We start from the raw sequence: 25163 nt of genomic DNA, 5'->3' as shown, positions 1-25163 counted from the left end.
TTCCCCCAGCGACTTTCCTCACCACAGTACCGGCAGGCGGTGCACACCGTAGATCGCCATATTGGACCGCAGCGGAACCTCCCGCGCCGGCACGGCCAGGCGCAGGTTGGGGAAGCGGCGCAGCAGGGCGGGATAGGCGATCCGCATCTCGATCCGGGCGAGTTGCTGACCCAGGCACTGGTGGATGCCGTGCCCGAAGCTCAGGTGCCCGTGCGCCGACCGGGTCACGTCGAGGGCGTCGCCGCCCTCGAACCGCTCGGGATCCCGGTTCGCCGCCCCGATGGACAGCGTCACCGACTCACCGGCCCTGATCAGGGCGCCGCCGACCTCCACGTCCTCCAGGGCCGTACGGGTCGGCCCGATGTGCACGATGCTGAGGTAGCGCAGCAGTTCCTCCACCGCGTTCTCGACGGCGGCCGGGTCGTCCCGTACGACGGCGAGCTGGTCCGGGTTCGTCAGCAGCGCGAACGTGCCGAGGCCGAGCATGTTGGCGGTCGTCTCATGACCCGCGATGAGCAGCAGCAGCCCTACGCCGCCGATCTCCTCTGTCGTCAGCTCCCCGCCCGCGACCAGGCCGCTCAGTATGTCGTCGGCGGGTTCCTTCGCCTTCATCGTGACGAGACCGTGCAGGTAGGAGAACAGGTCCTGCACCGCGGCCCGGATGTCCTCGATCGAGGAGCTCAGGTCCAGCAGCACCGCCGAGTCACGCTGGAACTTCTCCCGGTCCTCGTACGGCACGCCGAGCAGTTCGCAGATCACCAGCGAGGGGATGGGGAGTGCGAAGGACTCGACGAGGTCGGCGGGGGCGCCCTCGCGTTCCATGGCGTCGAGGCGGCTCTCGGTGATCTCCTGGATCCTCGGCTCGAGCTGCTTCATCCGCCTCACGGTGAACTGCCCGGTCAGCAGGCGGCGGTAGCGGGTGTGCGCGGGGGCGTCCATGCGGAGGAAGAACCCCGGCGTCAGGGGCTCGCTGCGGAACTCCCCGCGCTGGGGGATCGGCGAGTGCAGCAGTTCGGGGCGGGTGCTGAAGCGGTTGTCGGCCAGGATGGCACGTGCTTCGGCGTAGCCGGTCACCAGCCAGCCCTCGTGCCCGTCCGCGTACGTCATCCGCTGGATCGGCGCCTCGGCGCGGCGGCGTGCCAGTTCGTCCGGTGGATCGAAGGCACGTTCCCGAGTCAGGGGATAAGTCGCCAGCCGGGGTGTCGCCTCTGTCATGACACGCTCCTGTGCGAGTGGAAACGGTCGATGTGTCGAGCGGCCCGCTCCCCCCACCTAACAACATCATCTGACATATCGCAATGACTGATTGCTCATGATTCCGGTCACGAAGCGTACGCGTCCGAAGCGAATGCCGCGCTTGTCAGCCCGCCGTCCACGGCCGGAGCTTGTCGGGGTTGAGTATCGCCCAGATGTGCGTGATCCGGTCGCCTGCGACGTCGAACGCCATCACGGACACGGTGACGCCCTCCTGCCGGGCCACCAGACCGGGCTGGCCGTTGACCGTGCATTCCAGGACCGTCACACCGGGTATCGCACTGGCCCGGTCCACGAAGAAACGTGCGATCCGCTCGGCGCCCTGGACCGGACGAGGCTCGGCGGTGGCGAGCCCGCCACCGTCGCCGGTCGCGGTGGCGTCGGGGGCCAGGAGGCCGATGAGGGCGTCGATGTCCTTGGCTTCCCACGCCTGCTTGAAGTCCCTCACGATCCCGGCGCGCCGGGACGCCGGGGTCGCGGGAGCCTGTGCGTCGCGGATGCGGCGGCGGGCCGAGGAGGCCAGCTGGCGGCACGCCGCCGGGGTGCGGCCGACGATCTCGGCCACTTCGGTGAAGGAATAGCGGAAGACGTCGTGCAGGACGAACGCGACGCGCTCGGCCGGGGTCATCGAGTCGAGCACGACGAGGAAGGCCATGCTGACCGACTCGTCCAGGGTGACCCGGTCGGCCGGATCGACCGTTACGCCGCCCGGCCGCCCGTCGATCCACTCCGCGGGCTCGGGCAGCGGCTCCGGGATCCATTCGCCCACGTAGCGCTCCCGCCGGGCTCGCGCCGAGCCGAGCAAGTCGAGGCAGATGCGGCTGGCGACCGTCGTCAGCCAGCCGCCGGGGGACTCGACGGCCTCCTGCCGCTGCCGCGACATGGCGTACCAGCGGGCGTAGGTCTCCTGCACGACGTCCTCGGCGTCGGCCAGGGAGCCGAGGAGCCGATACGCGAGGTTGATCAACCGGCGCCGCTCGCTCATGATCACGCTCAGGCTCGGGTCGAGCCGGCCGCCTCCCGGCCCGGATGGGTTGGTCATGGTGTCGCCGGCCCCCTTGGTCGCATCCGTCCTCACTCGGTTCGACGAGACACTCCACCGAACTGTGAGGTCTCGGTGCTGGGAGGTCGCGGCGTCGCCTCACATTCCAAGGGGGTGGGTCGTCGTACCGCTGAGACCACCCCTGAGGAAGGAAGCCGATCATGGAACCGGTGAACGTCGCGATCGTCTACTACAGTGCCACGGGCACCGTGCACGCCTTGGCGCAGGCCGCCGCCGAGGGCGCGGAGAAGGCCGGCGCACACGTGCGGCTGCGCAAGGTCGCGGAAACGGCCCCACCGGAGGTCGTCAACACCAGGCCGGAGTGGGTCGCGCACCTCCAGGACACCGCCGACGTCGCCGAGGCCGGCCTCGACGACCTGGTCTGGGCCGACGCCGTGCTGTTCGGCGCCCCCACCCGCTTCGGCAACCCGGCCGGTCAGCTCAGGGCGTTCATCGACACCACCGGCCCCCTCTGGTTTCAGGGCAAGCTCGCGGACAAGGTGTACTCGGCCTTCACCGCCTCCAACACCGCCCACGGCGGACAGGAGTCCACCCTCCTGGCGCTGGGGAACACCTTCTACCACTGGGGCGGCATCATCGTGCCCCCCGGCTACACCGACCCCATCCAGTTCCAGTCAGGCAATCCCTACGGCACCTCGCACGTGGCCGGCGACGGCTCACCCGGCGAGGTGTCCTTGCAGGCGGCCCGTCACCAGGCCCGCCGCGTCGTCGACACCGCGGCCTTGCTGAAGGCCGGCCGCGCCGGCCGCGCCGCCTGATCCCGCACACGCGCGTCCCGGCGAGCGGGAGACCCCCGCCGGGACGCGCGCGCGGCGGGCGTCCGGGGGAAGGAGGGGCGGTCAGAGCCAGCCGTTGCGGCGGAAGGCGCGGTGCAGAAGCGTGCAGGCGACGACCATCACACCGATCACGATGGGGTAGCCGTAGACGGACTTGATCTCGGGCATGTGCTCGAAGTTCATGCCGTAGATACCGGCGATCATCGTGGGGACCGAGATGATCGCCACCCAGGAGGAGATCTTGCGCATGTCCTCGTTGGCGAGGGCGTTGGAGCGCGCCAGGGCGGCCTGGAGGATCGAGTCGGACAGCTCGTTGGACGCCTGGACCTGCTCGCACACGCGGGACAGGTGGTCGCCGACGTCGCGGAAGTATTCACGCATCTCGGAGGGGATGCTGCGTCGCTGGGGAAGGGCGTTGAAGGGGGTCTGGAGCGGTCCGACGGCGCGCTTGAGCTCCAGCATCTCGCGCTTGAGCTGGTAGATCCTGTTGATGTCGCGGGAGCTGACCTCCGCGAAGACGGCCGCCTCGACCTCTTCGAGCTCGGCCTGCATGAGGTCGGCGACCTGCAGGTACTTGTCCACGACGTGGTCGGCGATGGCGTGCAGGACGCCCGTGGGGCCGCGGCCGATCAGCTTCGGCTTCGACTCCAGCTTCTCGCGGACGTCGCCGAGCGGACAGTGCCGCCCGTGCCGTACGGTCACGACGAAGTCGGGCCCGACGAACGCCATGATCTCGCCGGTGCCGATGATCTCGCCGCTCGCCGTGGACACCTCGTGGTCGAGGAACGCGACGGTCTTGAGTACCACGAACAGCGAGTCGCCGTACCGCTCGACCTTGGGCCGCTGGTGGGCCTTGATGGCGTCCTCGACGGCGAGCGGGTGCAGGCCGAACACGTCGGCGAGCCACTCGACCTCGGGCGCGGCGGGCTCGTGCAGACCGACCCAGACGTACGCGTCGGGCACCTCATTGGCCTCGTTGTGCTCGCGGACCAGGCGCACGGCCTCGGGAATGCCGGCGGCGTCGACCTTCTTGCCGCCGACGTACGCGCCGAACTCGACGAGGGAGTTGCTCGGCGGCACGCAGCGGACGACCGTCTCCGCGTTCATCGACGCGGCGCCGAGGTGCGTGGACATGACCCGGGTGTGCCTGTTGATGCGGGGAAAGAGCAGAGAGGAGCGCATGGCGGTCCCTTCCCGCCCGAGCCGGCACGCTCTACGCGCGACGTGATGTCACCCCTTCATAAAGGCGTGAGCTGCCCCTCGGGCTTCAGTTTCGGAGTGGTCGGGAATGCGCACGACGTACGTGCGCGAGCACGTACTGACGGGATCACCAGAATTCATCCCAGACCACCTCCAATCGCCACGAGACAGCGCGAAGCCTGTCTAACCTACCACACGGCCGTTGGACACCTGTTCCAGGGTAGCGGCGTCAAGTCCCACCGATCATGCACTTCTTGCCAAAAACAGCCCGCACAATCTAGCCATCGGTGTGTATCCCCACCCCAACGGGGCAGATCGGCATGCTCCACGTCGTCAGCCGAGCTGGACTCCCGCATAGCCGACCTCACCCAGGCCCGTACGGCTCTGCGTGACATCCTCGGCGCCTCCACCCTGGCGCTCGCCCACGCCTGAGAACGGGAGGCGGCCGACCGCTGCGACAATGGTCGGGTGCGCGTACTTGTCATCGGTTCCGGGGGTCGCGAGCACGCTCTGTGCCGGGCCCTGCGGCTCGACCCCGCCGTCGTAGAGGTCCACTGCGCCCCCGGCAATGCCGGCATCGCCGAAGTGGCCACCTTGCACCAGGTCACGCCGACCGACGGGGCGGCCGTGACCGCGCTCGCCGAGCGGCTGGGCGCCGACCTCGTCGTGATCGGCCCCGAGGCGCCGCTGGTCGCCGGCGTCGCCGACGCCGTCAGGGCCGCCGGAATCGCCTGCTTCGGCCCGTCGGCGCAGGCGGCGCAGGTCGAGGGGTCCAAGGCGTTCGCGAAGGACGTGATGACCGCCGCCGGGGTGCCGACCGCGCGCGCGTACACCTGCACCACCGAGCAGGAGGCCGCGGCGGCGCTCGACGCGTTCGGGGCGCCGTACGTCGTGAAGGACGACGGCCTGGCCGCCGGCAAGGGCGTGGTCGTGACCGACAGCCGCGAGGAGGCCCTGGAGCACGCCAGGGCGTGCGAGCGGGTCGTCATCGAGGAGTACCTCGACGGCCCCGAGGTGTCGCTGTTCGCGCTGTGCGACGGAACGAGCGCCGTGGCGCTGCAGCCTGCTCAGGATTTCAAGCGGGCCTACGACGGCGACAAGGGCCCCAACACCGGCGGCATGGGGGCGTACACCCCGCTGCCGTGGGCGCCGGAGGACCTGTCCGAGCAGGTGATGGCCGAGATCGTGCGCCCGACCGTGGCCGAGATGGCGCGGCGCGGCACGCCGTACACGGGAGTGCTGTACGCCGGGCTGGCGCTGACCGCGGACGGCCCCCGGGTGATCGAGTTCAACGCGCGGTTCGGCGACCCGGAGACCCAGGTCGTGCTCGACCGGCTGGAGACCCCCCTGGGAGAGCTGCTGCTCGCGTGCGCGACCGGCGCGCTCGCCGGGCACCCGCCGCTGCGGTGGCGCGACGGCGCCGCCGTGACCGTGGTGCTCGCCGCGGAGAACTACCCGGCCGACCCGGTGAAGGGCGACCCCATCGCGGGGCTTCCGGTGACGGTAGAGGGCGCGTACGTGCTGCACGCGGGCACGGCCCTCGACGGGAACAACCGGCTCGTGTCGAACGGCGGGCGGGTGCTCAACGTGGTCGGCACGGGCGCCGGCGTCGCCCAGGCCAGGGCTCGGGCCTACGAGGCGCTGGAGCAGATCACGATGCGCGGCTCCCACCACCGATCCGACATCGCCCTGGCCGCCGCGTCGGCCTGACGCCTCCTGACGCCCGGCTCTCCCCCTGCTTCAGGCGCGCGGGAGAGCTGGGAAGATGGAACGGTGAAGCACCTGCACTCCGGCAAGGTACGCGACCTCTACGAGACCCCCGACGGGCTGCTGCTGATGGTCGCGTCCGACCGCATCTCGGCCTTCGACTACGTGCTCGAACCCGGCATCCCCGACAAGGGGGAGATCCTCACCCGGCTGTCGCTGTGGTGGTTCGAGCAGCTCAAGGACGTGGTTCCCAACCACGTGGTCTCGGCCGACGTCCCGGCGGAGTTCGCCGGCCGCGGGGTGCTGTGCCGCAGGCTGCGGATGGTGCCGGTGGAGTGCGTGGCCCGCGGCTACCTCACCGGCTCGGGACTGGTGGACTACCGCAGGGAGGGCGTCGTCTCCGGTGTGCGGCTCCCGGAAGGGCTCACCGACGGGTCCCGGCTGCCCGAGCCGATCTTCACGCCGTCGTCCAAGGCCCCCATGGGCGAGCACGACGAGCCCATGACGTACGAGGAGGTCGCGGCGGAGGTGGGCGAGGACGTGGCCGAGCGGCTGCGCCGTATCACCCTCGACGTCTACAGCCGCGGGGCCGAGATCGCTTTGGAACGTGGCATCATCCTGGCCGACACGAAGATCGAGCTGGGCTGGGACGCCGACGGCGTGCTGACCCTGGGCGACGAGGTGCTGACGCCCGACTCCTCCCGCTTCTGGCCGCTGGACCAGTGGGAGCCGGGCCGCTCCCAGCCGTCGTTCGACAAGCAGTTCGTCAGGGACTGGCTGCTGTCCCCCGAGTCGGGCTGGGACAGGTCGTCGGGCGAGGCGCCCCCGCCGCTGCCCGACGAGATCGTCGAGCGCACCCGCAGCCGCTACGTCGAGGCGTACGAGCGGCTGACCGGCGAGCGCTTCCGCGGCTGAATCACACAGGTCACACAAGTAGTCTCAAGTGACCCGTTCCCCCATGCGTTCTGGGGGTAGTTCCTCCCCGAAACTCCTGGAACAGCGGCTACTCTAGGCCGATCGTCCTCGCCGACGACCCGGCTGCCGGCTGACGGGAGTCCCCCACCCTTCCCCCGAAATAGGAGCAATTCATGGTCAGTTACCGCGTGCGCGGGGGCAACGTACTGCGTGGAACCGCCTTCATCCAGGGCGCTAAGAACGCCGTACTGCCCATGATCGGGGCGGCGTTGCTCGCGGCCGAGGGCCGCACGGTGCTCCGCAACGTGCCCGTCATCGAGGACGTGCGCCGGGCGGTCGAGCTCGCCCAGGCCGTGGGCGCGAAGGTGGAGTTCCACGAGAGCGAGCGGACGCTCGTCATCGACGCCTCCCGCCTGACCAGCCCGGTCCTGCCCGCGGAGATCGCCCGCCGGTTCCGGGGATCGGTGCTGTTCGTCCCCGCGCTGCTCCACCGCCTCGGCGAGGCGATCATCGAGGGCGTCGGCGGGTGCAACCTCGGCAGCCGCAACCTCGACTTCCACTACCTGGGATACAAGCGCCTGGGCGCGATGGTGGACGAGGGCGAGGCCGTCATCCACATCAAGGCCGGCGGCCTGATCGGCGCCCCGCTGTACCTCGACACCCCGTCGCACACCGGCACCGAGAACCTGATCATGGCCGCCTCGCTGGCGCGGGGCACCACCGTCATCGAGAACGCGGCCCTCGAACCCGAGGTGCTCGACGTCATCACGATGCTGACCCGGATGGGCGCGCGCATCCGCGGCGGCGGCACCGGCTTCATTACGGTCGAGGGCGTGGACGAGCTGACCGCGGTGGAGCACACGGTCATGCCCGACCGGCTCGACGCGGGCGTTTTCGCGATGGCCGCGGCGATCACCGGAGGCGAGGTCAGCCTGGTCGGCGCCTCCCTCGAGCATCTCGGCGTGGTCCGGTGGAAGCTGGAGCAGATGGGCGTCGAGTTCGAGAACCACGGCGCGGTGCTCCAGGTCCGCCGCAACCGCCCGCTGCGCCCGATCAACGTCATCACCGACACCTACCCCGGCTTCGCGACCGACCTGCAGTCGCCGCTGATGACCGTGGCCTGCCTCGCGGAGGGCTCCAGCTACATCCACGAGCGCATCTTCGACGGCCGCTTCGCGCTCGCGGGCGAGCTGAACAAGATGGGGGCGAACGTCGAGGTCGAGGGCAGCCGAGCGGTCGTGCACGGTCCGACGCCGCTGCACGGCACCGAGGTGACGGCGCACGATCTGCGGTCGGGAATCGCGCTCGTGCTCGCCGGTCTCGCGGCGGAAGGCGAGACCACGATCGGGTCCGGATATCTCATCGACCGCGGTCACGCCGCGCTCGCGCAGCGTATGCAGGCACTCGGCGCAGATGTGGTGCGTGAAATTTCCACTTCGGACGAGGGCTGAGTCCGGAAACCTTTACTAATGCCCTGACCAGCGGGGACCTTCCGATTTACGGAACAGCCGAGACCACCCAGAATGGTATTCCGGCAAATCTGGGCGTGACATTACGGCCTTAACCAGCGATCGTTCCAAAGAGAAGCCACAACAACGAGGGCGACGTGGGATGGGACGAACATTGGTCGAGCGCACGGAAGACACTCCGCGCGGGTCACGTCTGGGCACGGTGACACCCGACCTCACCATCGGTGTGGTGGGGTCGCACGATCTGGTCGAGCGGGTGATGCTCATGGGGCACTCGGCTGCCCCGGTGCCCTGCCGGCTGGTCGCCGCCGCGTACCGGGACGAACAGGAGGCGGCGGACAAGGTGACCCGGCTCGGTCCGGGTGTGGACGCGTGCCTGTTCGCGAGTCCGGTGCCTTTCGAGCTCGCCCGCCGGGCCGGCGTGCTGACGATGCCGGCCACGCACGTGCAGCTCGGCGGGGCCGCGCTCGTGGCGGCGATCGCGCGGGCCGCGCTGGACGAGCGGGTCGATCCCCGCCGGGTGAGCCTCGATGTGCTCGGCCGGCCGGACATCGACGAGGCGTACATGGACCTCAACCTCTCCTCGGGCGAGGTGCACAGCCGTGACGAGCCGGGCCCGGTCGGCACGATCACGGCCTTTCACGAACGGCTGTTCCGCCAGGGGGCCACGACGGGCGCGCTCACATGCGTCCAGGGCGTGGCCGACCGGCTGACCGCCGCCGGGGTGCCGGTGGTGCCGATCCGGCCGACCTCAGCGGCCGTCCGTACGGCACTGCACACGGCGTCGCTGCTCGGCGCCCGCCACCGGCTGGAGGAGTCGCAGCTCACGGTCGTGCTGGTCGAGGTGCCGACGCTGCGCGAGCCGGTGAGGCGGGCCGCGCCGCGCTACTGGCGCGACGAGCTTCGGCTGTCGCTGCACCGCCTGCTGGTGCAGGAGGCCAACCGGATCAACGCGAGCGTGTGGCCGATCGACGACCACAGCTACCTCGTGGTGGCGACGAAGGGCTCGATCGCGACGGCCACGGACGGGTTCCGGGTGCTGCCGTTCGCCGCGCGGATCCGCGAGGAACTGGGCCTGGCCGTCGAGGTGGGTGTGGGGATGGGCCGCACCACGCACGAGGCCGAGACGCACGCGAGGGGTGCGCTCGCCCGCACCCAGGGCGGCAAGCAGCCGCAGGGCTTCGCGGTGGACCGGGAGGGCCGCGCGCTGGTGCCGCCGCCCCGGATGCCGCCCCAGCCGGGCGGACCGGTCAAGCCCAAGGGGGTCGAGGTGCTGGCGCGCCTGGCCGCCAAGCTGGAGGGCGGGGACACGGTCGTGGACGCGGAGGGCGCCGGGCGCATGCTCGGGGTGACCCCGCGCACGGCCAGGCGGTTGCTGCGCACGCTGGTTGACGAGGGACTCGCGTGGCCGCTTCCGCCCAACCGCACCCCCCAGCCGGGCCGGCCGCGACAGCTCTACCGGCTGATCGTGGAGAAGCTGAACCGGTAATCACCGTTCAGAAGCGACGGTCTATTGTCATGACCCATGGAACGAAACGGTCATGACGCACGGGTGTGGCTGGCGCTGGCGGCCGTGTACGTGGTGTGGGGCTCGACGTACCTCGGCATCGCGATCGCCATCCAGACCCTCCCGCCGATGACGAGTGGTGGGCTCCGTTTCGTCGCGGCGGCGCTGATTCTCGGCACGGTCCTGCTCGTCAGGGCCGTGCCGTTCCGCATGCGGTGGAGGGAGTTCGGGGGCGCCGCGCTGGTCGGGCTCCTGCTCCTCGCCGGGGGCAACGGCATGGTCGCCGTGGCCGAGCAGCACATCTCCAGCGGCCTGGCCGCGCTGCTCGTCGCCTCGACCCCGCTGTGGCTGATCGTGCTCAGGACCGTCTTCAGGGACCGGCCGCACATGCTGACGCTGGCCGGCGTGCTGGTGGGCTTCGCCGGAGTCGCCTTCCTCTCGCTCCGGGGCGGCGGCGCGTCCGGCAGCGGGGCGGGCATCACCGTGGTGCTGCTGGGCTCGCTGTCGTGGTCGGTGGGATCGTTCATCTCCCCGCGGATCCCGATGCCGGCCAACCCCTTCGTGGCCAGCACGGTCGAGATGGCGGTGGGCGGCAGCGCGCTGCTGGTCATGGGCCTCGTGCAGGGCGAGCGGCTGCACCTCGGCGCGGTGAGCTGGCAGTCGTGGGCGGCCCTGGCCTACCTGGTGCTGGTGGGCTCCCTGGTGGGCTTCACCTCGTACATCTGGCTGCTCGGCCACGCCCCGATCTCGCTCGTGTCCACCTACGCGTACGTGAACCCGGTGGTGGCGGTGATCCTCGGGATGGCGGTCCTGTCGGAACCGGTCACCGCGGCCATGCTCGTGGCGGGAGCCCTGATCGTGGTGGGGGTCGCGCTGGTGGTCTCCACCGAACGCCGTGGCCGGACCGCGACACCGCCGGGAGAGGAGACCGCCGCGGTCCCGGGGCGCGTCACCGCCGCCCAGCCGACCTCCGAACCGTGAAATCGAGCCGGTTCGATGAAGCGCGCGAGCGAAACCGGTAATTCGAGGCCGTGACCGAATCAGGCACTTGATTTCGCTGCAATCTGCCGATTATCCCGCGATATTCGCAGGGGAAATGCGAGGAACGGCGCGGCCTTGATTACATCGGCACCGAGCACATCCTGCTCGCGCTCGTCCGCGATCGCGAAAGTGTGGCGGCCCGGGTCCCGGTCACGGATGGAGCCGGCCTCGACCACATAGGGCGGATCGCGGACGAGCTCGTCCAGCGGTATCCGGCGCGCTAGGACGCCCGCCGGAACGCCTCGGCGGCGGCGAGGAAGACGTCGTTGGCCTCGCTATCACCGATGGAGATCCGGGCCCCCTCCCCGTCGAACGGGCGCACGGCGACACCCGCGGCCGCGCACGTCCCCGCGAACTCCATCGTGCGCTCGCCGAGGCGCAGCCAGACGAAGTTGGCCTCGGTGGGCGGGACCGTCCAGCCCTGCGACAGCAGCGCCTCCCTGACGCGGCTGCGCTCCTTGATCACGGTCTCGACCCGCTCCTGCAACTCGTCCTCGGCCTGCAGGGACGCGATCGCGGCGGCCTGGGCGAGGTGGTTGACCGCGAAGGGCAGCAGCGTCTTGCGGACCGCGGCGGCCACCGGCTCGTGCCCGATCAGGTAGCCGACCCGCAGCCCCGCCAGGCCGTACGCCTTGGAGAACGTGCGCAGGACGGCGACGTTGGGGCGCTCGCGGTAGAGCGTGAGGCCGTCCGGCACGTCCGCGTCCCTGACGTACTCCCGGTAGGCCTCGTCGAGGACGACGGTGACGTTCTCGGGCACGCGGTCGAGGAACCGCGCGAGCTCGTCGGCCCGGTTCACCGTGCCGGTCGGGTTGTTGGGGTTGCACACGAAGACCAGGCGCGTCTCCGGCGTGATGGCGTCGGCCATGGCGTCGAGGTCGTGCGTCTCGTCGCGCAGCGGCACCTCGACCGCGTTGGCGCCCGAGAGGCCGACCAGCAGCGGGTATGCCTCGAACGAGCGCCAGGCGTACACCACGTCGGCGCCGGGCTCGCCGACCGCCTCCAGGATCTGCTGGGCCACCGCCACCGAGCCGGCGCCCAGCGCGACGTGGTCGTACGGCACGCCGAACCGCTCCGCGAGCGTCTCGGTGAGCCGGACCGCGCCGGGATCGGGATAGCGGTGGACCTCCGTGGCCGCCCGCGCGATCGCCTCCACCACCGACGGCAGGGGTCCGAAGGGGCTCTCGTTGGAGGACAGCTTGTAGGACCGGCCGTCCGGGGAGACCACGGCCTTGCCCGGCTTGTAGGCCGGCATGGTGTCGAGGATCGAGCGGAATCGAGACATGTCCTAACGATAGGAGATCCGCCTGGTCGGGCGGCACCCCGCACACCCCCTGCGGACGACCCGCCGGCCCCGGCCCTACTTGTAGTAGGCGTAGAGCGTCTTCCAGGTGCCGGCGTACTGGCAGTTGAGGGACGGCTTGGCGGCCTTGGCCTCCGAGCAGGTCTTGAGCTCGACCTCGCCGACGTTCTTGACGGTGAAGGCGAACGCCTTCTTCACGCCGTACGAGCAGGTGCGGTAGTTGCGGTAGGCCAGGTGCGGCTTGTTGGCGGCGTCGAAGTAGCTGACGCGGAACAGGGCCCAGCCGCAGGTGGACGCCTTGTGGGTCAGGCTGGTGACACTGCCGGCGACCTTGACGTACGGCGCGGGCAGGCTCGGGTCGTCCTTGGCCGCGGCGGTCAGCGAACCGCTCACCTTGGCCTTCGATCCGATGGCGTAGTAGGGACCCCAGGGCTTGGGGGCGGCGGTGGCCTGGGCGGCCGTCGCGGTGGCGAGCGGGGCGAGGGCCAGGATGCCGGCCGCGAGCGTGATGCCTGCCAGGGAGCGGGTGAGGGCCATGGCTGGGGTCCTTTCCTCTGTCGTTGCGGGCAGTTTGTCCCGGGGCGCTTTCAAGGCCCTTGACGTCCGCTGTACCTCCCTGGTGGGCCGGGGATCGCGTGGTTAGGATCGCGCGGTAACCGGCGAGCGGGGAGAGCATGACGAGCGGCGCGGAGGGCGACGGACCGCGGAACGGCGATCCCCGGCGGATCGGACCGTTCCGCATCCTCGGCAGGCTCGGCCAGGGCGGCATGGGCACGGTCTACCTCGGCCGGGACGCCGACGACCGCGACGCGGCGGTCAAGGTGATCCACCCGCAGTGGGCGGCCGACCCCGACTTCCGGCGCAGGTTCCAGCGCGAGGTCGCCGCCGCGCAGCGGGTCGCCCGCTTCTGCACCGCCGCCGTCCTCGGCGCGGGGCTGGACGGCGACGTCGCCTACCTCGCCACCGAGTACGTCCCGGGGCCCACCCTGCAGGAGGTCGTGCGGGAGCGCGGGCCGCTGTCGGGGTCGAGCCTGGAGGCGGTGGCGGTCAACGTGGCCGTGGCCCTGCAGGCGATCCACAGCGCGGGGGTGATCCACCGTGACCTCAAGCCGTCGAACGTGCTGCTGTCACCGGTCGGTCCCAAGGTCATCGATTTCGGCATCGCCCAGGTCACCGACACCACCGCGGACATCAGCGGCATCGTCGCGGGAACGCCGTCCTTCATGTCGCCCGAGCAGGCGAAGGGCGACCGGCTGACCCCGGCGTCCGACATCTTCGCCTGGGGCGCGCTGGTGGCGTACACCGCCTCGGGCCGGGCGCCGTTCAGCGGCGGGTCGATCCCGAGCATCCTCTATCGGGTGCTGCACGAGCCCCCGCACATCTCTGGCCTCGACCCCCGGCTGCGGTCGATCGTCGACCTGGCGCTGGCGAAGGACCCGGCCCGGCGTCCCACCGCGCGGCGACTGGTCGAGATGCTGACCGGCCACGAGCCCATCGAGCCCGCACCCGAGCCCGCGCCTCCGAGCGTGCAAGGAGCGCCCACGGCCGTGGCGGCAAGCGTGCGAGGAGCACCCACGGCCGTGGCGGGCGGGACGGGCCGCCGGTCGCGCCTGGGCGTGGGGATCGCCGCCGCTGCCACCGCCATCGTGGTCACGGCGGGCGTGGTCGTCGCCGTACAGGCGGCGTCGTCCGGCGACCCCGAGCCGTCCCGGACACCGCCGGCGCGCACCATCGCGAGCGCCTCCGGCGGCAACCCGCTGCGCGGGCAGGCCGTACGGCTCTACGCGAGCCCGACCGGCGACGAGGCCCACCAGGCGGACGTCTGGCAGGCGGCGGGGCGGGCCGGGGACGCCGCGATGATGCGGAAGCTGGCCGCTGTGCCCAGGGCCGTGTGGCTCGGCCAGACGAGCGCGGTCGAGGCCGCCCGCGCGGCGAGCGCCGCGCTGGAGGCCGCGGCGCGGCAGGACGCGGTTGCGGTCTTCGTCACCGACCACATCCCGCTGCGGGCGTGCAACGAGGACGGCGGCGCGGCGGACTCGGCCGACTACCTCGCCTGGATCGGCGCGCTCGCGTCGGCGGTGGGCGACCGCAAGGCGGTGTTCGTGCTGGAGCCGAACAGCCTCGCGGAGTTGCCGGGCTCGCCGGACTGCTCCCTGGGCGACGCCGCCGACCAGGGCGCCAGGCTGCGCATGCTCGCCGCGGCGGCCAAGCGGCTCGGCGCGCTGCCGAACACCGCCGTCTACCTCGACGGCAGCCTCGACGGCTGGCCGGCGCCGGAGGTCGCCGCGACCCGGCTGGTCGACGCCGGGATCACCGACGCGGACGGCTTCTACCTCAACGTCTCCGGATTCCAGAAGACCGGCCAGCTCGTCGCGTACGGCACCCGCCTCGCCGCCTGCGTGAAGACCAAGTCGCAGGGCCGCGGCCGCGCCTGCGCCGACGCCGGCACGGACGCGGGGACGGCCGGGCTCCCCCACTTCGTGATCGACACGAGCAGGAACGGCAAGGGCGAGTGGACCCCGCCCGAGGGCAGGTACAAGGACCCCCAGGACTGGTGCAACCCGCCGGGACGCGGCGCCGGCGTACGGCCGACCACCCGCACCGGCAGCGCGCTCGTGGACGCGTACCTGTGGGTGCGGCCGGCCGGCATGTCCGACGACCGGTGCGACCGCGGCGAGGGCGGCTCCACCGACCCGGTGTACGGCGTCGTCCCGCCCTACGGCGGCACGTGGTGGCCCGAACTCGCCCTCCAGCGGGCCAAGGACGCCGTTCCGCCCCTCTGATGAGCGGTTCAGTCCCGGCGTGCGGGCGGTTCGGGTCGTTCGTCGGGAATCCGGCGCAGAGACCGATCCACGTCGTGGGAACCGCCCGAAATCTCGGGTTCGAGAGCAAGCACTAAGATCCAGCGACATGTGGCGGAAAGCAAGAATCGTGATGGCCGGTGCCTGCGCCGCCGGCGTGTGCGTCGTCCCCACCGCGGCCGGACCCGCGACCGCCGCGACTGCCGAGGCGGCGGCCGTGACCGCGAAGACCGCGACCACCGAGGCGGCGGCCGTGAGCGCGAAGGCCGCGACCCCGGCCGGGGTGAAGAAGAAGGACGAGCCCTACTGCGCCCGATACAAGTGCATCGCCCTCACCTTCGACGACGGCCCCTGGCCCTACACCCCGGCGCTGCTCGACACGCTGAAGAAGCACAAGGCGAAGGCCACCTTCTTCCTGCTCGGCAGGAAGGTGGCCTACCGTCCCGAGCTCACCCGGCGGATCTACGAGGAGGGGCACGACATCGGCAACCACACCTGGACCCACCCCTCGCTCACCGAACTGTCCGACGGTGAGGTGTTCGAAGAGGTCTCGAGCACCTCGAACATCATCAATCAGACGATCGGCAAGATGCCGGACTACATGCGCCCGCCGAACGGCGCGACCGACTCCAGGATCGCGAGCCTCATGGCCGATCTGGGGCTGCCGCAGATCCTGTGGACGGGGTCCACGCTCGACTGGCAGGCCCGCGACACCAAGGTGATCGCCCAGCGCACGTTGAAGCTCGCCAAGCGCAACGGCGTGATCCTGCTGCACGACATCGTCCCCGAGACGGTCAAGGCCATGCCCGGCGTGCTCACCGCGCTGGAGAAGCAGCACTACAAGTTCGTCACGCTGACGACCCTGCTGCAGGGCCGCAAACTGCGCCCCGGCGAGGTCTACCCGCCCCGCGGCAAGTAACCGGCCCCGGGCGTCGTCTCCGCGTACGGCGCCGGCGCCCCCGGCGGCAGCGACACCGGCGGAGGCACTGCCGACACCGACGGAGGCACCGGGGACACCGGCGGCGCCACTGTGGACACCGGCGGAGGCCCCGGAGGCATGGGAGAGGCGACCGCCGTCTCCGCCAGGGGGACGAGACCGGCGTCGGCCGTGAGCGAGCGGTCCAGGGCCGCTCGCATCCGGGGCTGCAGGGGCCGCTCGACCAGCCGGTGCACGCCGTACGCGACCACGAGCGCGGCGGCCACGGCCAGCGGGAGCGTGAGGCGGTTGCCCAGCGCCGGGTGGAGCCACTGGATCAGCAGGAACCCGACGTGGTGGTGGAAGAGATAGAGCGGATAGGTCAGCGCGCCGAGGAAGGTGAGCCACCGCCAGTCGATCCGGTCGAACGCGCCGACCGCCACGAGGATCATCACCAGGAAGATCAGCGAGATCACGCCCACCACGAGCGCCGAGCCCAGCGCCTGCCCATATCTCCGGATCGCCGGTGGTCCCTCGTTCAGCGCCGTGTAGAGCCCGAGGATCCAGCCCACGCCCACGAACAGCCAGGGGAACAGCGACCCGCCGAAACGGTGGACGAGAAAGAGGGCCATCCCCGCGATGAAGTACGGCGCGCTGAACGGGACGAGCACCGCCTGCAGCAGATCGGCGTTCACCCGGTCGGCGATCGCCAGCAGCAGCACCCACGCCCCCATGAACGCCAGGCACCGGCGGTAGGTGATCCCCACGGCCGCGAGGCAGGCGATGAGGGCGTAGAAGACCAGTTCCTGCCACAGCGTCCAGTAGACGATCTCCAGGTCGCGTACGGCGAAGCCGTGCTGGAGCATCGTCATGTTGGCCAGCAGTTCGGTGAGGCTCGGCCGGTGGTCGGTGATCAGCCCGCCGACGGCCAGGCCGCCCAGGACGAGCACGCTCGCCCAGTACGCCGGGAACAGCCGGGCGATCCGCGACGCCGCGAAGTGGCCCGGCGTGCGGCCCCAGGCGCTCATCAGGATCACGAATCCGCTGATCAGGAAGAACAGGCGCACGCCGTACACGCCGAACATGGTCGCCATGCTCAGCGCGGGGAAGGCGTTGGGCGTGCCCCAGGCGCGCGTCTCGCCGAAATGGAAAAGGACGACGCCGAGTGCCGCGCAGAACCGCAGAAGGTCGAGCACGCGCAGCCGGGACGGTCCAGGGGGAATGGCCGGCGCATCGGTGATGCGGGGGGCCGCAGCCAGCATAGGCCGGAATATATCCTGAAAGATCCCTGTGAGTCGGGATTAACCCAGCGCTGGTTGTGTAGAGTGCGGCCCGGCCCCGCCGGGCGCGGCCGGTCAGGTGCGCAGCATGGGCGGGTGCAGCAGCACGGCGGGGCCCCGGCGGTAGAGCATGGCGGGACGGCCGCCGTCCCGGGTCGTGGTGCGCCCGGTGGACACGAGGAAGCCCTCCGTCTTGGTGACCTTCCTGTGGAAGTTGCGCGGGTCGAGCGGACGTCCCCAGACGATCTCGTAGACGCGGCGCAGCTCGGCGACGGTGAACTCGGGCGGGCAGAAGGCGGCGCCGAGCGAGGTGTATTCGAGCTTGCCCCTGGCCCGCTCCACGCCGTCGAGCATGATCCTGCGGTGGTCGAAGGCCATCTGCGTCAACTCGGCCACCGGCTGCCAGCTCATGTGGGCCTCGGTGGACGCGGGCAGGTCGGGAGCGAGGCCCAGGTAGGCCACGCTGACGACCCGCTGGCGCGGATCGCGGTCCGGATAGCCGTAGGTCTGGAGTTGCTCCAGGTGGACCGGCGCCCCGGGAAGGCCGGCCCGTTCGGCGAGCACGCGGGCCGCCGCGGCGGGAAGGTCCTCCTCCAGCTTGATGAAACCGCCGGAAAGCGCCCACCTGCCCTCGTACGGCGGCCGGTCGCGCCGCCAGACGAGGGCGCTGAGCTGCTGGGACCTGACGGTGAGCACGACAAGATCCACGCTGACCGGGATACGCGGGATCATGTCCAGCACGCTACAGGACGCGGGCCGCGGCTCGGGCCGTCCGGAGTCAGCCGGCCCGGCCCCTGGCGGGAGCTTCACCACCGCTCCACATCCCCGTGACCGGGATTCGTGTCCCCGGGCGTCGCCCGGCACAGCGCGACCTGCACAGCGCGGCCGATGCCGGGCGACGCACCGCCGGGAACGTCAGAGCGCCTGGGTGGGCTTGACGTAGGTCACCCGGAGGTTCAGGTAGGCCGCCACACCGGCGTCGTGGCCGCGTACGGCGAGCAGATTGCAGCAGTCGAGGTAGGTCGCGGGCACCACGACGTCGATCGCCCCGGCGGCGCACGCGCCGCTCTTGACGCTCTGCACGAGTTGGCCGTTGAAGTAGACCTGCGCGTCGTTGTCCACCGTGCCCTGGATGCGCACCGCCTGCGCGTCACGCGGCAGGTGCAGCCAGTGGCGCACCAGGATGTCGGTGTCGACCGCCCACGGGGTCTTGACGTTGGCCTGGTTGTTCCACGAGCAGGTCCCGTTGGTGGTGCCGAAGCCCGCCTGCCCCCTCGGCCAGGCGCTGTCGTCGAATCCCCGCTGGGCGAAGCCCGGCACCTGGGTCGTGGCGGGCACCTGGCGGTAGGTCCAGCCCGTGCTGTTGTAGTCGAGCGCGGTGACGACGTTCGCACGCCCGCTCGCGGCCTGGGCGGCGGTGGCCGCGGGGACGGCCAGGGCCATCGCGGCCACCAGCGCGCCCGCCGCGAGACCGGCGGGCAGGTGACGAAGTCGGTTCATGGGCGGTCTCCTTGTCGATCGTCGAATGCCCTGTGCGGCGGGCATTTCGATGCCGGCGTGGACGGGGTCAACCGTCGCTCCGCCTTCGGCGGCGGCGCAGGCAAAGGAGATCAGCGGGCGGCGCCGCCCACACGGGCGCCCCGCCGTGGCATTGTCCGTTCCTTGCACGCACATTGCCTGGCCGTGCTCATCGCACGCCTCCGGCACGTGCCTACCGCGCGCCTCCGGTACGACGTGGGGGACGGGCCGGGGAACGGAGCGGCTCGATCAGGGGGCGGTCAGCCGGTGTTGTGGTAGAAGACCGGCTCGGCGGACTTCCTGCCGTCGGCGGAGGTGACCTCCACCCGTATCCAGACGTCGTCGGGGACCGTGGCCCAGTCCACCGGGATCCAGATCTTCTCCGTGCCCGCCGGCAGCCCCTGGATCGGCGTGGCGTCGTACCAGCCCACGGTGGCCGCGTCGACGACCCGCGGCGTGTCCAGGCCCGCCCAGCTCAGCGTGACCTTGGCCGAGCCGAGGTGGTAGCCGCGGATCTCCAGGCCGTCCTGGATCTGCCGCGCGCGCCGCTGCACCTCGATTGGGATCGGGCGGTCCCAGTCCGCCGCGATCTCCTCCGACAGCGACGGCGAGCCGCAGGTGAAGAAGTCGCTCCACATGTACGAGATGATCTTCGACACGTACGGCGCGGCGAGCGTCACCTGTCTGTCCAGCCTGGGCTTGTCGGTGCGCCCGCGGGTGCCCTGACGGCCGCAGGTCTCCGTCGAGGTGGACGGCTCGAACGCCTCGACGTTGGCCCACAGCTCCACCTGGACGCCCTCCTGGACCAGCTCCTGGCGGGCCAGCGACATCGCGCGGTAGTAGTCGCGGGTGCTGCCGTAGTAGGCCGTGGCGTACGTGCTCTCCCCGACAACTGGCTTGAGGCTGTCGTCCACCGGCTGGTTCTTCCAGTTGGGCCAGAACAGGCCGACCTTGCCCGTGCCCCGGCCGTCCTGCGGCGCGATGATCTCCACCCCGGTGCGTGCGAGGGCCTTGAAGCCCTGGGCCACCTGGGTGGGCGTGGAGGTGTACTTCACCCGCCTGCGGCTGTCGATGTACGGGCTCACCAGGATCGGCTTGTCCGGCAGTTCCTGTTCGACGATCGAGTGCTGCTCGGCGTACACCTGGAGCGTCTGGACCTTGCTCGGGTCGGGCCAGTCCCGCAACTGCAGCTCGAACGGCTGGTAGACGCCGCCCAGCGACTCACGGCCCTTGAAGCGGTCGCCGTAGTCCTGCAGGATCCGCCGGGTCAGCGTGGTGAGCGTGCCGATGTGGCGGGGGTCGGCCCGGGTGGACTCCTCGGGGTCGCGCGGCGCGAGCGGCAGGGCGGGGAAGACCTTGATGCCGAACCGGTCGCCGAGGTCGAGCAGCTCGCTGAGGCTGTCCTTGGTGCCCGCCGACACGAGGATCAGGTGGTAGCCGCGCCCCTCGCGGGTGAAGTCGCACGTGGGGTCGTCCGAGCCGTCCTCGGGCGCGAGGAGCCGGAAGAAGACGGCGTCCCCCACGACGACCTCGTGCTCCATCTGCGGGCAGCGGAGGATGCCGGGGCCGAACCGCTCGTCGGTTCGGTAGACGTACGTCCCCGTGATGCTGTTGCCCGCGTTGGCCGCCTGGAGCTCCTTCTCCGCCGCCTTCATGCAGGACAGCCCGTTCTCGACGCAGCGGGCGTACCTGGCGTCGGGCTTGGGGTCCTTGCCCTCGGGAGTCGACGCCTCCAGGACCTGGCCCTCGTCGTCGGTCTTGCGCGGCGACAGGCCGAAGCCGAGGCGCACGACCGTGTCCCCGCCGAGGCGGTGGATGGCCTCCAGCTGGCGCCGCCAGGTGCAGGGATCGGAGGTCGGGATCAGCCAGTAGCCGCTCACGGCGTACGGCGTGGCCGCCGCGGTCTCGAACGTCCCGCAGGGGTCGGTGAACTCGCTGTGCGTCGGCGACCCGACCACGGGGGTCGAGGGGGCGGTCTGCCCGGCGCTGGCGGTGCCGGAGCCGGTGCTCCCGTCGCGAAAAACGATCACCACTGATGCGACACCGGCGAGAATCGCCACGCCTAGGACCAGAGTGAGCCAGCGCACTTTCAGGACACTACCGCCCGTCGTTCAAATGATCTTGCCGCGCCCAGACTACCCGGATGTTCGCACTGCCCGGCCGGCGTCACGAGCCGCCCGCGGCAGCGTTCACCGCGGTTCAACTCTCGCGTGGTCAGCTCTCGAGTGGTCAGCTCTTGACGCCCGCCCACGCCTCCAACTGGGTGACGAACCGGCGTGCGGAGTTGGGCCAGTGATGGTTGGCCCGTGCGGCGGCATAGCCGCGCCCGCCGGTGCCGATCCGCTCGAAGGGGTTGTCCCTGAGCTGGAGCACCGCCCGCGCCACCGCCTGAGGGTTCTGCCAGGGGACGACCAGGCCGCACTGGTAGCGCTCCACCAGCTCCACGGCCCGCGGCGAGGGGGTGGTGATGACCGGGATGCCGTGCGCCATGTACTCCACGATCTTCGTGGGCATCGAGTGGCGGTAGTTGGGCTCGTCGTGCAGCAGCGAGAGCCCGGCGAGCGCCCCGTCGAGCCGCTTGAGCGCCTCGTCGTTCGGCATGAAGTCGCGCCACTCCAGCACGCCCTCGGCGACGGCCTCGTTCAGCAGGGGGCGGCTCTGCGGGTCGGCGTAGCCGATGAGCTCCACGGCCACCCGGTGCGGCTGGAGCAGGCGGGCCACCTCGACGGCCTCCTGGACGCCCCGGGCCTCCGACAGCCAGCCGAGGTAGACGACGCGGTCGTCGCCGGGCGGGCTGACCCGGTCGGGCACCCATGTCTCGTTCGGCACCACGAGGTGCTGCTGCTTGAACCGGCCCGCGTACGCCGCCTCGGCCAGCAGCAGGTGCATCCGGCGCTCGGCGGTGGTTTCGAGGAGCCGGGCGAGGAAGCGCGTCGGCGGGCGCAGGAACGCGGGCAGCCACGGCTTGAGCGACAGCGTCGCGGGGGTGTCCTCGTGGACGTCCCAGACGACCGGCGGGCGACGGCGCACCCCGGCGACCGCGAACAGCAGCTCGGGGTCGTGGATGAGAGCCAGGTCGACCTTGCCGCGCATGCTCTTGAAGAGCTTGCGGGCCGCCCGCACCGCCGCCAGGCGACGCCGCTCGGCGGCCCTGGGGAGGTCCACACCCGTCACCCACGAACGCGGCACGACTCCCCGCGCGGTGTACGGCGCGGCGTACGTGACCTCATGACCGGCGTCGACGAGCGCCCGAATCTGCCGGTGCAGGATCCGGGCGTCCTCGGGGTGATGCACCACCGTCATGACGAGCACGTGCACGCGCGAAACCCTTCCTACAACCGCTCGACGCGTTCGCTCGTGGCCAGCACGCCGCGAGTGTCCAGGACGAGAGGGGCTCGCTCCTCCACGACGCCGAGGTCGAAGGCCGAATGCTGCTGGAGCAGGACCACCACGTCGGCGGCGGCCACGGCCTCGGCCAGGTCCTCCTCGCGGGGGATCTGCCTGCCCTCGACCGCCCACTCCTTCACGTACGGGTCGCAGAAGGACAGCTCGGCGCCCAGTTCCAGGAGTGCCTCGGCCACGGGGATGGCCGGTGTCTCCCGCTCGTCGGCGATGTCCGGCTTGTACGTCACGCCGAGGAGCAGCACGCGCGAGCCGTTCACGGCCTTGCGGGCACGGTTGAGCAGCCGCTGCACGCGGGCCACCACGTACGACGGCATCCGCTCGTTGATCTCCTGGGCCAGTTCCACGAACCGGAAGGGATAGCCGAGCTTGCGCACCGTGTAGGACAGGTACGACGGGTCGACGGGAATGCAGTGCCCGCCGACGCCGGGGCCCGGCAGGAACTTCTGGAAGCCGAAGGGCTTGGTGGAGGCCGCCTCGATGGCCTCCCACAGGTTCACGCCGAGCTCGTCGCAGAAGATCGCCATCTCGTTGACGAGGGCGATGTTGACGTGCCGGTAGGTGTTCTCCAGCAGCTTGGCCATCTCCGCCTCGCGGGTGCCGCTGACCGGCACGACCCGCTCGACGAACTGCGCATAGAAGGCCGCGGCCCGCTCCTTGCAGGCGGGGGTGAAGCCGCCGACGACCTTGGGGGTGTTGCGCAGGCCGAACTTGGGGTTGCCCGGGTCGATCCGCTCCGGCGAGAACGCCAGGTGGAAGTCCTCGCCGGCCACCAGGCCGGACTGCTCCAGGATCGGCCGCGCCAGCTCGTCCGTGGTGCCGGGCCACGTGGTGGACTCCAGCACGACGAGCGTGCCCGCCTGGAGGTGCTCTGCGACGGTCCGGGTGGCGCCTTCGACGGCCGACAGGTCCGGACGGTGGTCCTCGTCCAGCGGCGTCGGGACGCAGATGACGATCGTGCGCGACCTCGACAGCACGGACGCGTCCAGCGTGGCCGTGAAGCCGCCGGTGAGCATCGCGTCGAGGTCGGCGTCGGTCAGGTCGTCGATGTAGGAGCGGCCGGCGTTCAGGGCGTCCACCTTGCGGGGGTCGACGTCCAGACCAGCCACCCGCAGGCCCGCCGCCGTGGCCTCCTTGGCCAGCGGCATGCCCACGTATCCCAGCCCGATGATCGTGAGATCGAAGGCTGTCACGACGAGGCCTTGGGGGGAACCTGGGGGCGGAAACAACACTTCATGGTGGCAAAGGTTATCTCAACTCGGAACCAAGCATGCCTGATGCAACACATCCGACTTTCTGCTGTTTATCGGCTTTCGGTCAAGGACTGGTAGATCCCTTGGTACGTGCGGGCCAGGCTGCTCCAGGTCCGGTGGGCGGCGACCTCGGCCTTACCGGCCTCGCCCATGACCCGGCGACGCTCGGGATCCTCACGCAGCGCGGCGAGCGCCTTGGCCAGCGCGGCCGGATCGCCGGGCGGCACCAGCAGACCGGCGCCCTCGCCGCCGACGAGTTCCGAGAGCGCGGGCAGGTCGCTCAGCACGACCGGCTTGCCGAGCGCCATCGCCTCGACCGGCTTCAGCGGGGTGACGAGGCGGCACACCCGCAGGTCCTCACGCGGGCAGACGAAGATGTCGATGGCCGCCTGTGCCTGCAACGCCTCGTCCGGGCCCACCCGGCCGGGCAGGATCGCCTCCTTCAGGCCGAGCCGTTCGACCTGTTCGAGCAGCGCGGGCCGCTCGGCCCCGTCTCCGACCAGCAGGACCTTCACCGGCGTTCCGGCGTCGCGCAGCAGCGCGGCGGCGTTCAGCAGCGTGGCGAAGCCCTCGTAGGCGACGATGCTGGACACCGAGCCCACGACGATCTCGTCCCGGCCGATCCCGAACCGGTCGCGGAACGCCTCGCCGTCGTAGTCGGCCGTCAGCAGGGAGTCGTCCACGGCGTTGGGCGCGAGGAAGATGCGCTCCCTGGGCACGCCGCGCTCCACGATCTCGGCGGCCATCGTCTCGGCGAGCGTCACGACCGCGTCGGCCTCGCGCATGATCTGCGCCTCGCGCTCACGCTGCAGTTTGTGCCGCTCGCTGCCGATCCTGGCGGGGTCGCGGGAGACCCAGGTCTCCTCCAGGAAGCCGCGCACCTCGTACACGAAGGGGGTGTTCGTCCGCTCGCGCACGGCGAGCGCGACCGAGCCGTTGCGGTGGTCGGTCGCCGCGTGCAGGACCTGCGGACGGAGGGTCCTGACCAGCTCGGAGACGTCCGCGGCGCCGCGGATCATCCGCCCCTGGCTCTCGAACGGCACCTCGTCCTTGGGCAGCAGCCGGTAATAGGGGATGCCGTCGATCTCCTCGTACGGCTCGGCGTCGGTGTGCCCCTGGAGCATGGGCCAGCCCCAGCTCGTCACGACGTGGGGGTCGAGCCCGGCCGCCTTCTGGGCGGTCACGATGCGGTGGGTGCGGACGGTGTAACCCGCCTGCGTGTACGGCAGGGCGTTGGTGACCATGTGCAGCACCCGGCCGGGCACCCGCTCACCCATGATGATCTTCGGCTTGGGCGGGATCGGGTTCGGTCCGAGCGCGGCCTTCTCGCCCTCGTAGTAGGCCATCCTCCGGCGGACGAACGGCCATCGGGCGTGCGGCTGGAGCACCCCGACCGCGTCGGACATCCGGCCGGCGTCGAAGTTGGCCTTGGCGTCCCGCAGCGGGCCCTTGGCCGCACGCTGCAGGATCTTGCGGGTCCTGACCTTGACGAACCGGGCCGCGGGCCAGGCGACGCGACCGACGACCGGGCGCATCCCGGGGGGTATCGCGTCGGCGGCGGCCTGGGCGACCCGCATCGGGTCGGACTTGACCTTGCTCACGAAGATCCGGGAGACGAGGACCGGGTTCCTCGCGAACCCCCGGAGGAAGCCGCCGAGGCCGGCCTTCGCGGACGCGGCGGACACGGCCTTTGCGGGCTTGTTGGCCTCGGTTTCCACGGCGCGACCGTACCATAGGCAACGTTTGTCCCAGGTCGGA

Annotated in this window: 20 protein-coding genes; 8 read left to right on the top strand and 12 right to left on the bottom strand. The window is 71.0% G+C overall.

What is annotated here, in order from left to right:
• Positions 1-18 precede the first annotated feature (18 nt).
• Together QSK36_RS12345 and sigJ are read right to left on the bottom strand one after the other, a co-directional pair.
• Complete coding sequence (locus tag QSK36_RS12345; protein ID WP_285782479.1) at positions 19-1215, bottom strand: cytochrome P450; 1197 nt, start codon at positions 1213-1215, stop codon at positions 19-21.
• A gap of 145 nt (positions 1216-1360) precedes the next feature.
• Complete coding sequence (gene sigJ / locus QSK36_RS12340; protein WP_183537776.1) at positions 1361-2296, bottom strand: RNA polymerase sigma factor SigJ; 936 nt, start codon at positions 2294-2296, stop codon at positions 1361-1363.
• Positions 2297-2457: 161 nt separating this feature from the next.
• Here sigJ and wrbA point away from each other — a divergent pair, with 161 nt between their 5' ends.
• Entirely contained in the window at positions 2458-3075 is a 618-nt protein-coding gene (gene wrbA, locus QSK36_RS12335) for an NAD(P)H:quinone oxidoreductase (protein WP_285782478.1), read from the top strand.
• A gap of 81 nt (positions 3076-3156) precedes the next feature.
• Here wrbA and QSK36_RS12330 read toward each other — a convergent pair whose 3' ends face one another.
• Positions 3157-4275 carry a magnesium and cobalt transport protein CorA gene (locus tag QSK36_RS12330; protein WP_183537778.1) on the bottom strand — a complete coding sequence of 373 codons (1119 nt, stop codon included), beginning with the start codon at positions 4273-4275 and terminating at the stop codon, positions 3157-3159.
• Positions 4276-4761: 486 nt separating this feature from the next.
• Here QSK36_RS12330 and purD point away from each other — a divergent pair, with 486 nt between their 5' ends.
• The 5 genes from purD (at position 4762) to QSK36_RS12305 (ending at position 10872) form a co-directional block, all read left to right on the top strand.
• Positions 4762-6003, top strand: a complete 1242-nt coding sequence (gene purD / locus QSK36_RS12325) for a phosphoribosylamine--glycine ligase (RefSeq protein ID WP_285782477.1) — start codon at positions 4762-4764, stop codon at positions 6001-6003.
• 63 nt (positions 6004-6066) lie between these two features.
• Positions 6067-6915: a phosphoribosylaminoimidazolesuccinocarboxamide synthase gene (locus QSK36_RS12320; RefSeq protein ID WP_285782476.1), complete on the top strand. Its 849-nt coding sequence runs from the start codon at positions 6067-6069 to the stop codon at positions 6913-6915.
• A gap of 173 nt (positions 6916-7088) precedes the next feature.
• Positions 7089-8366, top strand: a complete 1278-nt coding sequence (gene murA / locus QSK36_RS12315) for a UDP-N-acetylglucosamine 1-carboxyvinyltransferase (protein ID WP_182897991.1) — start codon at positions 7089-7091, stop codon at positions 8364-8366.
• Between the two features lie 262 nt (positions 8367-8628).
• A complete protein-coding gene (locus QSK36_RS12310) occupies positions 8629-9873 on the top strand; it encodes a transcriptional regulator (RefSeq protein WP_161627967.1) in 1245 nt (414 codons plus the stop codon).
• Between the two features lie 36 nt (positions 9874-9909).
• Positions 9910-10872 carry an EamA family transporter gene (locus tag QSK36_RS12305; RefSeq protein WP_285782475.1) on the top strand — a complete coding sequence of 321 codons (963 nt, stop codon included), beginning with the start codon at positions 9910-9912 and terminating at the stop codon, positions 10870-10872.
• A 280-nt stretch (positions 10873-11152) separates the two neighbouring features.
• Here QSK36_RS12305 and hisC read toward each other — a convergent pair whose 3' ends face one another.
• Together hisC and QSK36_RS12295 are read right to left on the bottom strand one after the other, a co-directional pair.
• Positions 11153-12217, bottom strand: a complete 1065-nt coding sequence (hisC, locus tag QSK36_RS12300) for a histidinol-phosphate transaminase (protein ID WP_285782474.1) — start codon at positions 12215-12217, stop codon at positions 11153-11155.
• 75 nt (positions 12218-12292) lie between these two features.
• A complete protein-coding gene (locus QSK36_RS12295; RefSeq protein WP_285782473.1) occupies positions 12293-12772 on the bottom strand; it encodes a hypothetical protein in 480 nt (159 codons plus the stop codon).
• Positions 12773-12909: 137 nt separating this feature from the next.
• Here QSK36_RS12295 and QSK36_RS12290 point away from each other — a divergent pair, with 137 nt between their 5' ends.
• Together QSK36_RS12290 and QSK36_RS12285 are read left to right on the top strand one after the other, a co-directional pair.
• On the top strand, positions 12910-15018 hold the full coding sequence (locus tag QSK36_RS12290) for a glycoside hydrolase family 6 protein (protein ID WP_285782472.1): 2109 nt from the start codon (positions 12910-12912) through the stop codon (positions 15016-15018).
• A 127-nt stretch (positions 15019-15145) separates the two neighbouring features.
• Positions 15146-15955: a polysaccharide deacetylase family protein gene (locus tag QSK36_RS12285; RefSeq protein WP_183537785.1), complete on the top strand. Its 810-nt coding sequence runs from the start codon at positions 15146-15148 to the stop codon at positions 15953-15955.
• On the opposite strand, the gene QSK36_RS12280 is transcribed toward QSK36_RS12285, so the two are convergent.
• From QSK36_RS12280 to QSK36_RS12250, 7 genes are all read right to left on the bottom strand, one after another.
• The gene (locus tag QSK36_RS12280; protein WP_285782471.1) at positions 15934-17214 is read right to left on the bottom strand and encodes an acyltransferase family protein; all 1281 of its coding nucleotides are present in this window, start codon (positions 17212-17214) and stop codon (positions 15934-15936) included. The two genes, QSK36_RS12285 and QSK36_RS12280, sit on opposite strands and share 22 nt — an antisense overlap.
• 93 nt (positions 17215-17307) lie before the next feature.
• Positions 17308-17964: an NUDIX hydrolase gene (locus tag QSK36_RS12275; RefSeq protein WP_139573823.1), complete on the bottom strand. Its 657-nt coding sequence runs from the start codon at positions 17962-17964 to the stop codon at positions 17308-17310.
• 183 nt (positions 17965-18147) lie between these two features.
• Positions 18148-18732, bottom strand: coding sequence for a hypothetical protein (locus QSK36_RS12270; protein WP_285782470.1), 585 nt, complete (start codon positions 18730-18732; stop codon positions 18148-18150).
• Positions 18733-19010: 278 nt separating this feature from the next.
• Entirely contained in the window at positions 19011-20837 is a 1827-nt protein-coding gene (locus QSK36_RS12265) for a DUF4434 domain-containing protein (protein ID WP_285782469.1), read from the bottom strand.
• A 142-nt stretch (positions 20838-20979) separates the two neighbouring features.
• Positions 20980-22068: a glycosyltransferase gene (locus tag QSK36_RS12260; protein WP_183537789.1), complete on the bottom strand. Its 1089-nt coding sequence runs from the start codon at positions 22066-22068 to the stop codon at positions 20980-20982.
• A 14-nt stretch (positions 22069-22082) separates the two neighbouring features.
• On the bottom strand, positions 22083-23345 hold the full coding sequence (locus QSK36_RS12255) for a nucleotide sugar dehydrogenase (RefSeq protein ID WP_139573820.1): 1263 nt from the start codon (positions 23343-23345) through the stop codon (positions 22083-22085).
• Between the two features lie 110 nt (positions 23346-23455).
• A complete protein-coding gene (locus QSK36_RS12250) occupies positions 23456-25123 on the bottom strand; it encodes a glycosyltransferase family 4 protein (protein ID WP_183537790.1) in 1668 nt (555 codons plus the stop codon).
• Between the last annotated feature and the right edge of the window lie 40 nt (positions 25124-25163).

Origin of the sequence: Microbispora sp. NBRC 16548, assembly GCF_030268985.1 — a bacterium.
In the GTDB taxonomy this organism is placed as follows: Bacteria; Actinomycetota; Actinomycetes; order Streptosporangiales; family Streptosporangiaceae; genus Microbispora; species Microbispora catharanthi.
This window is presented reverse-complemented; position numbering and strand designations above follow the sequence as displayed.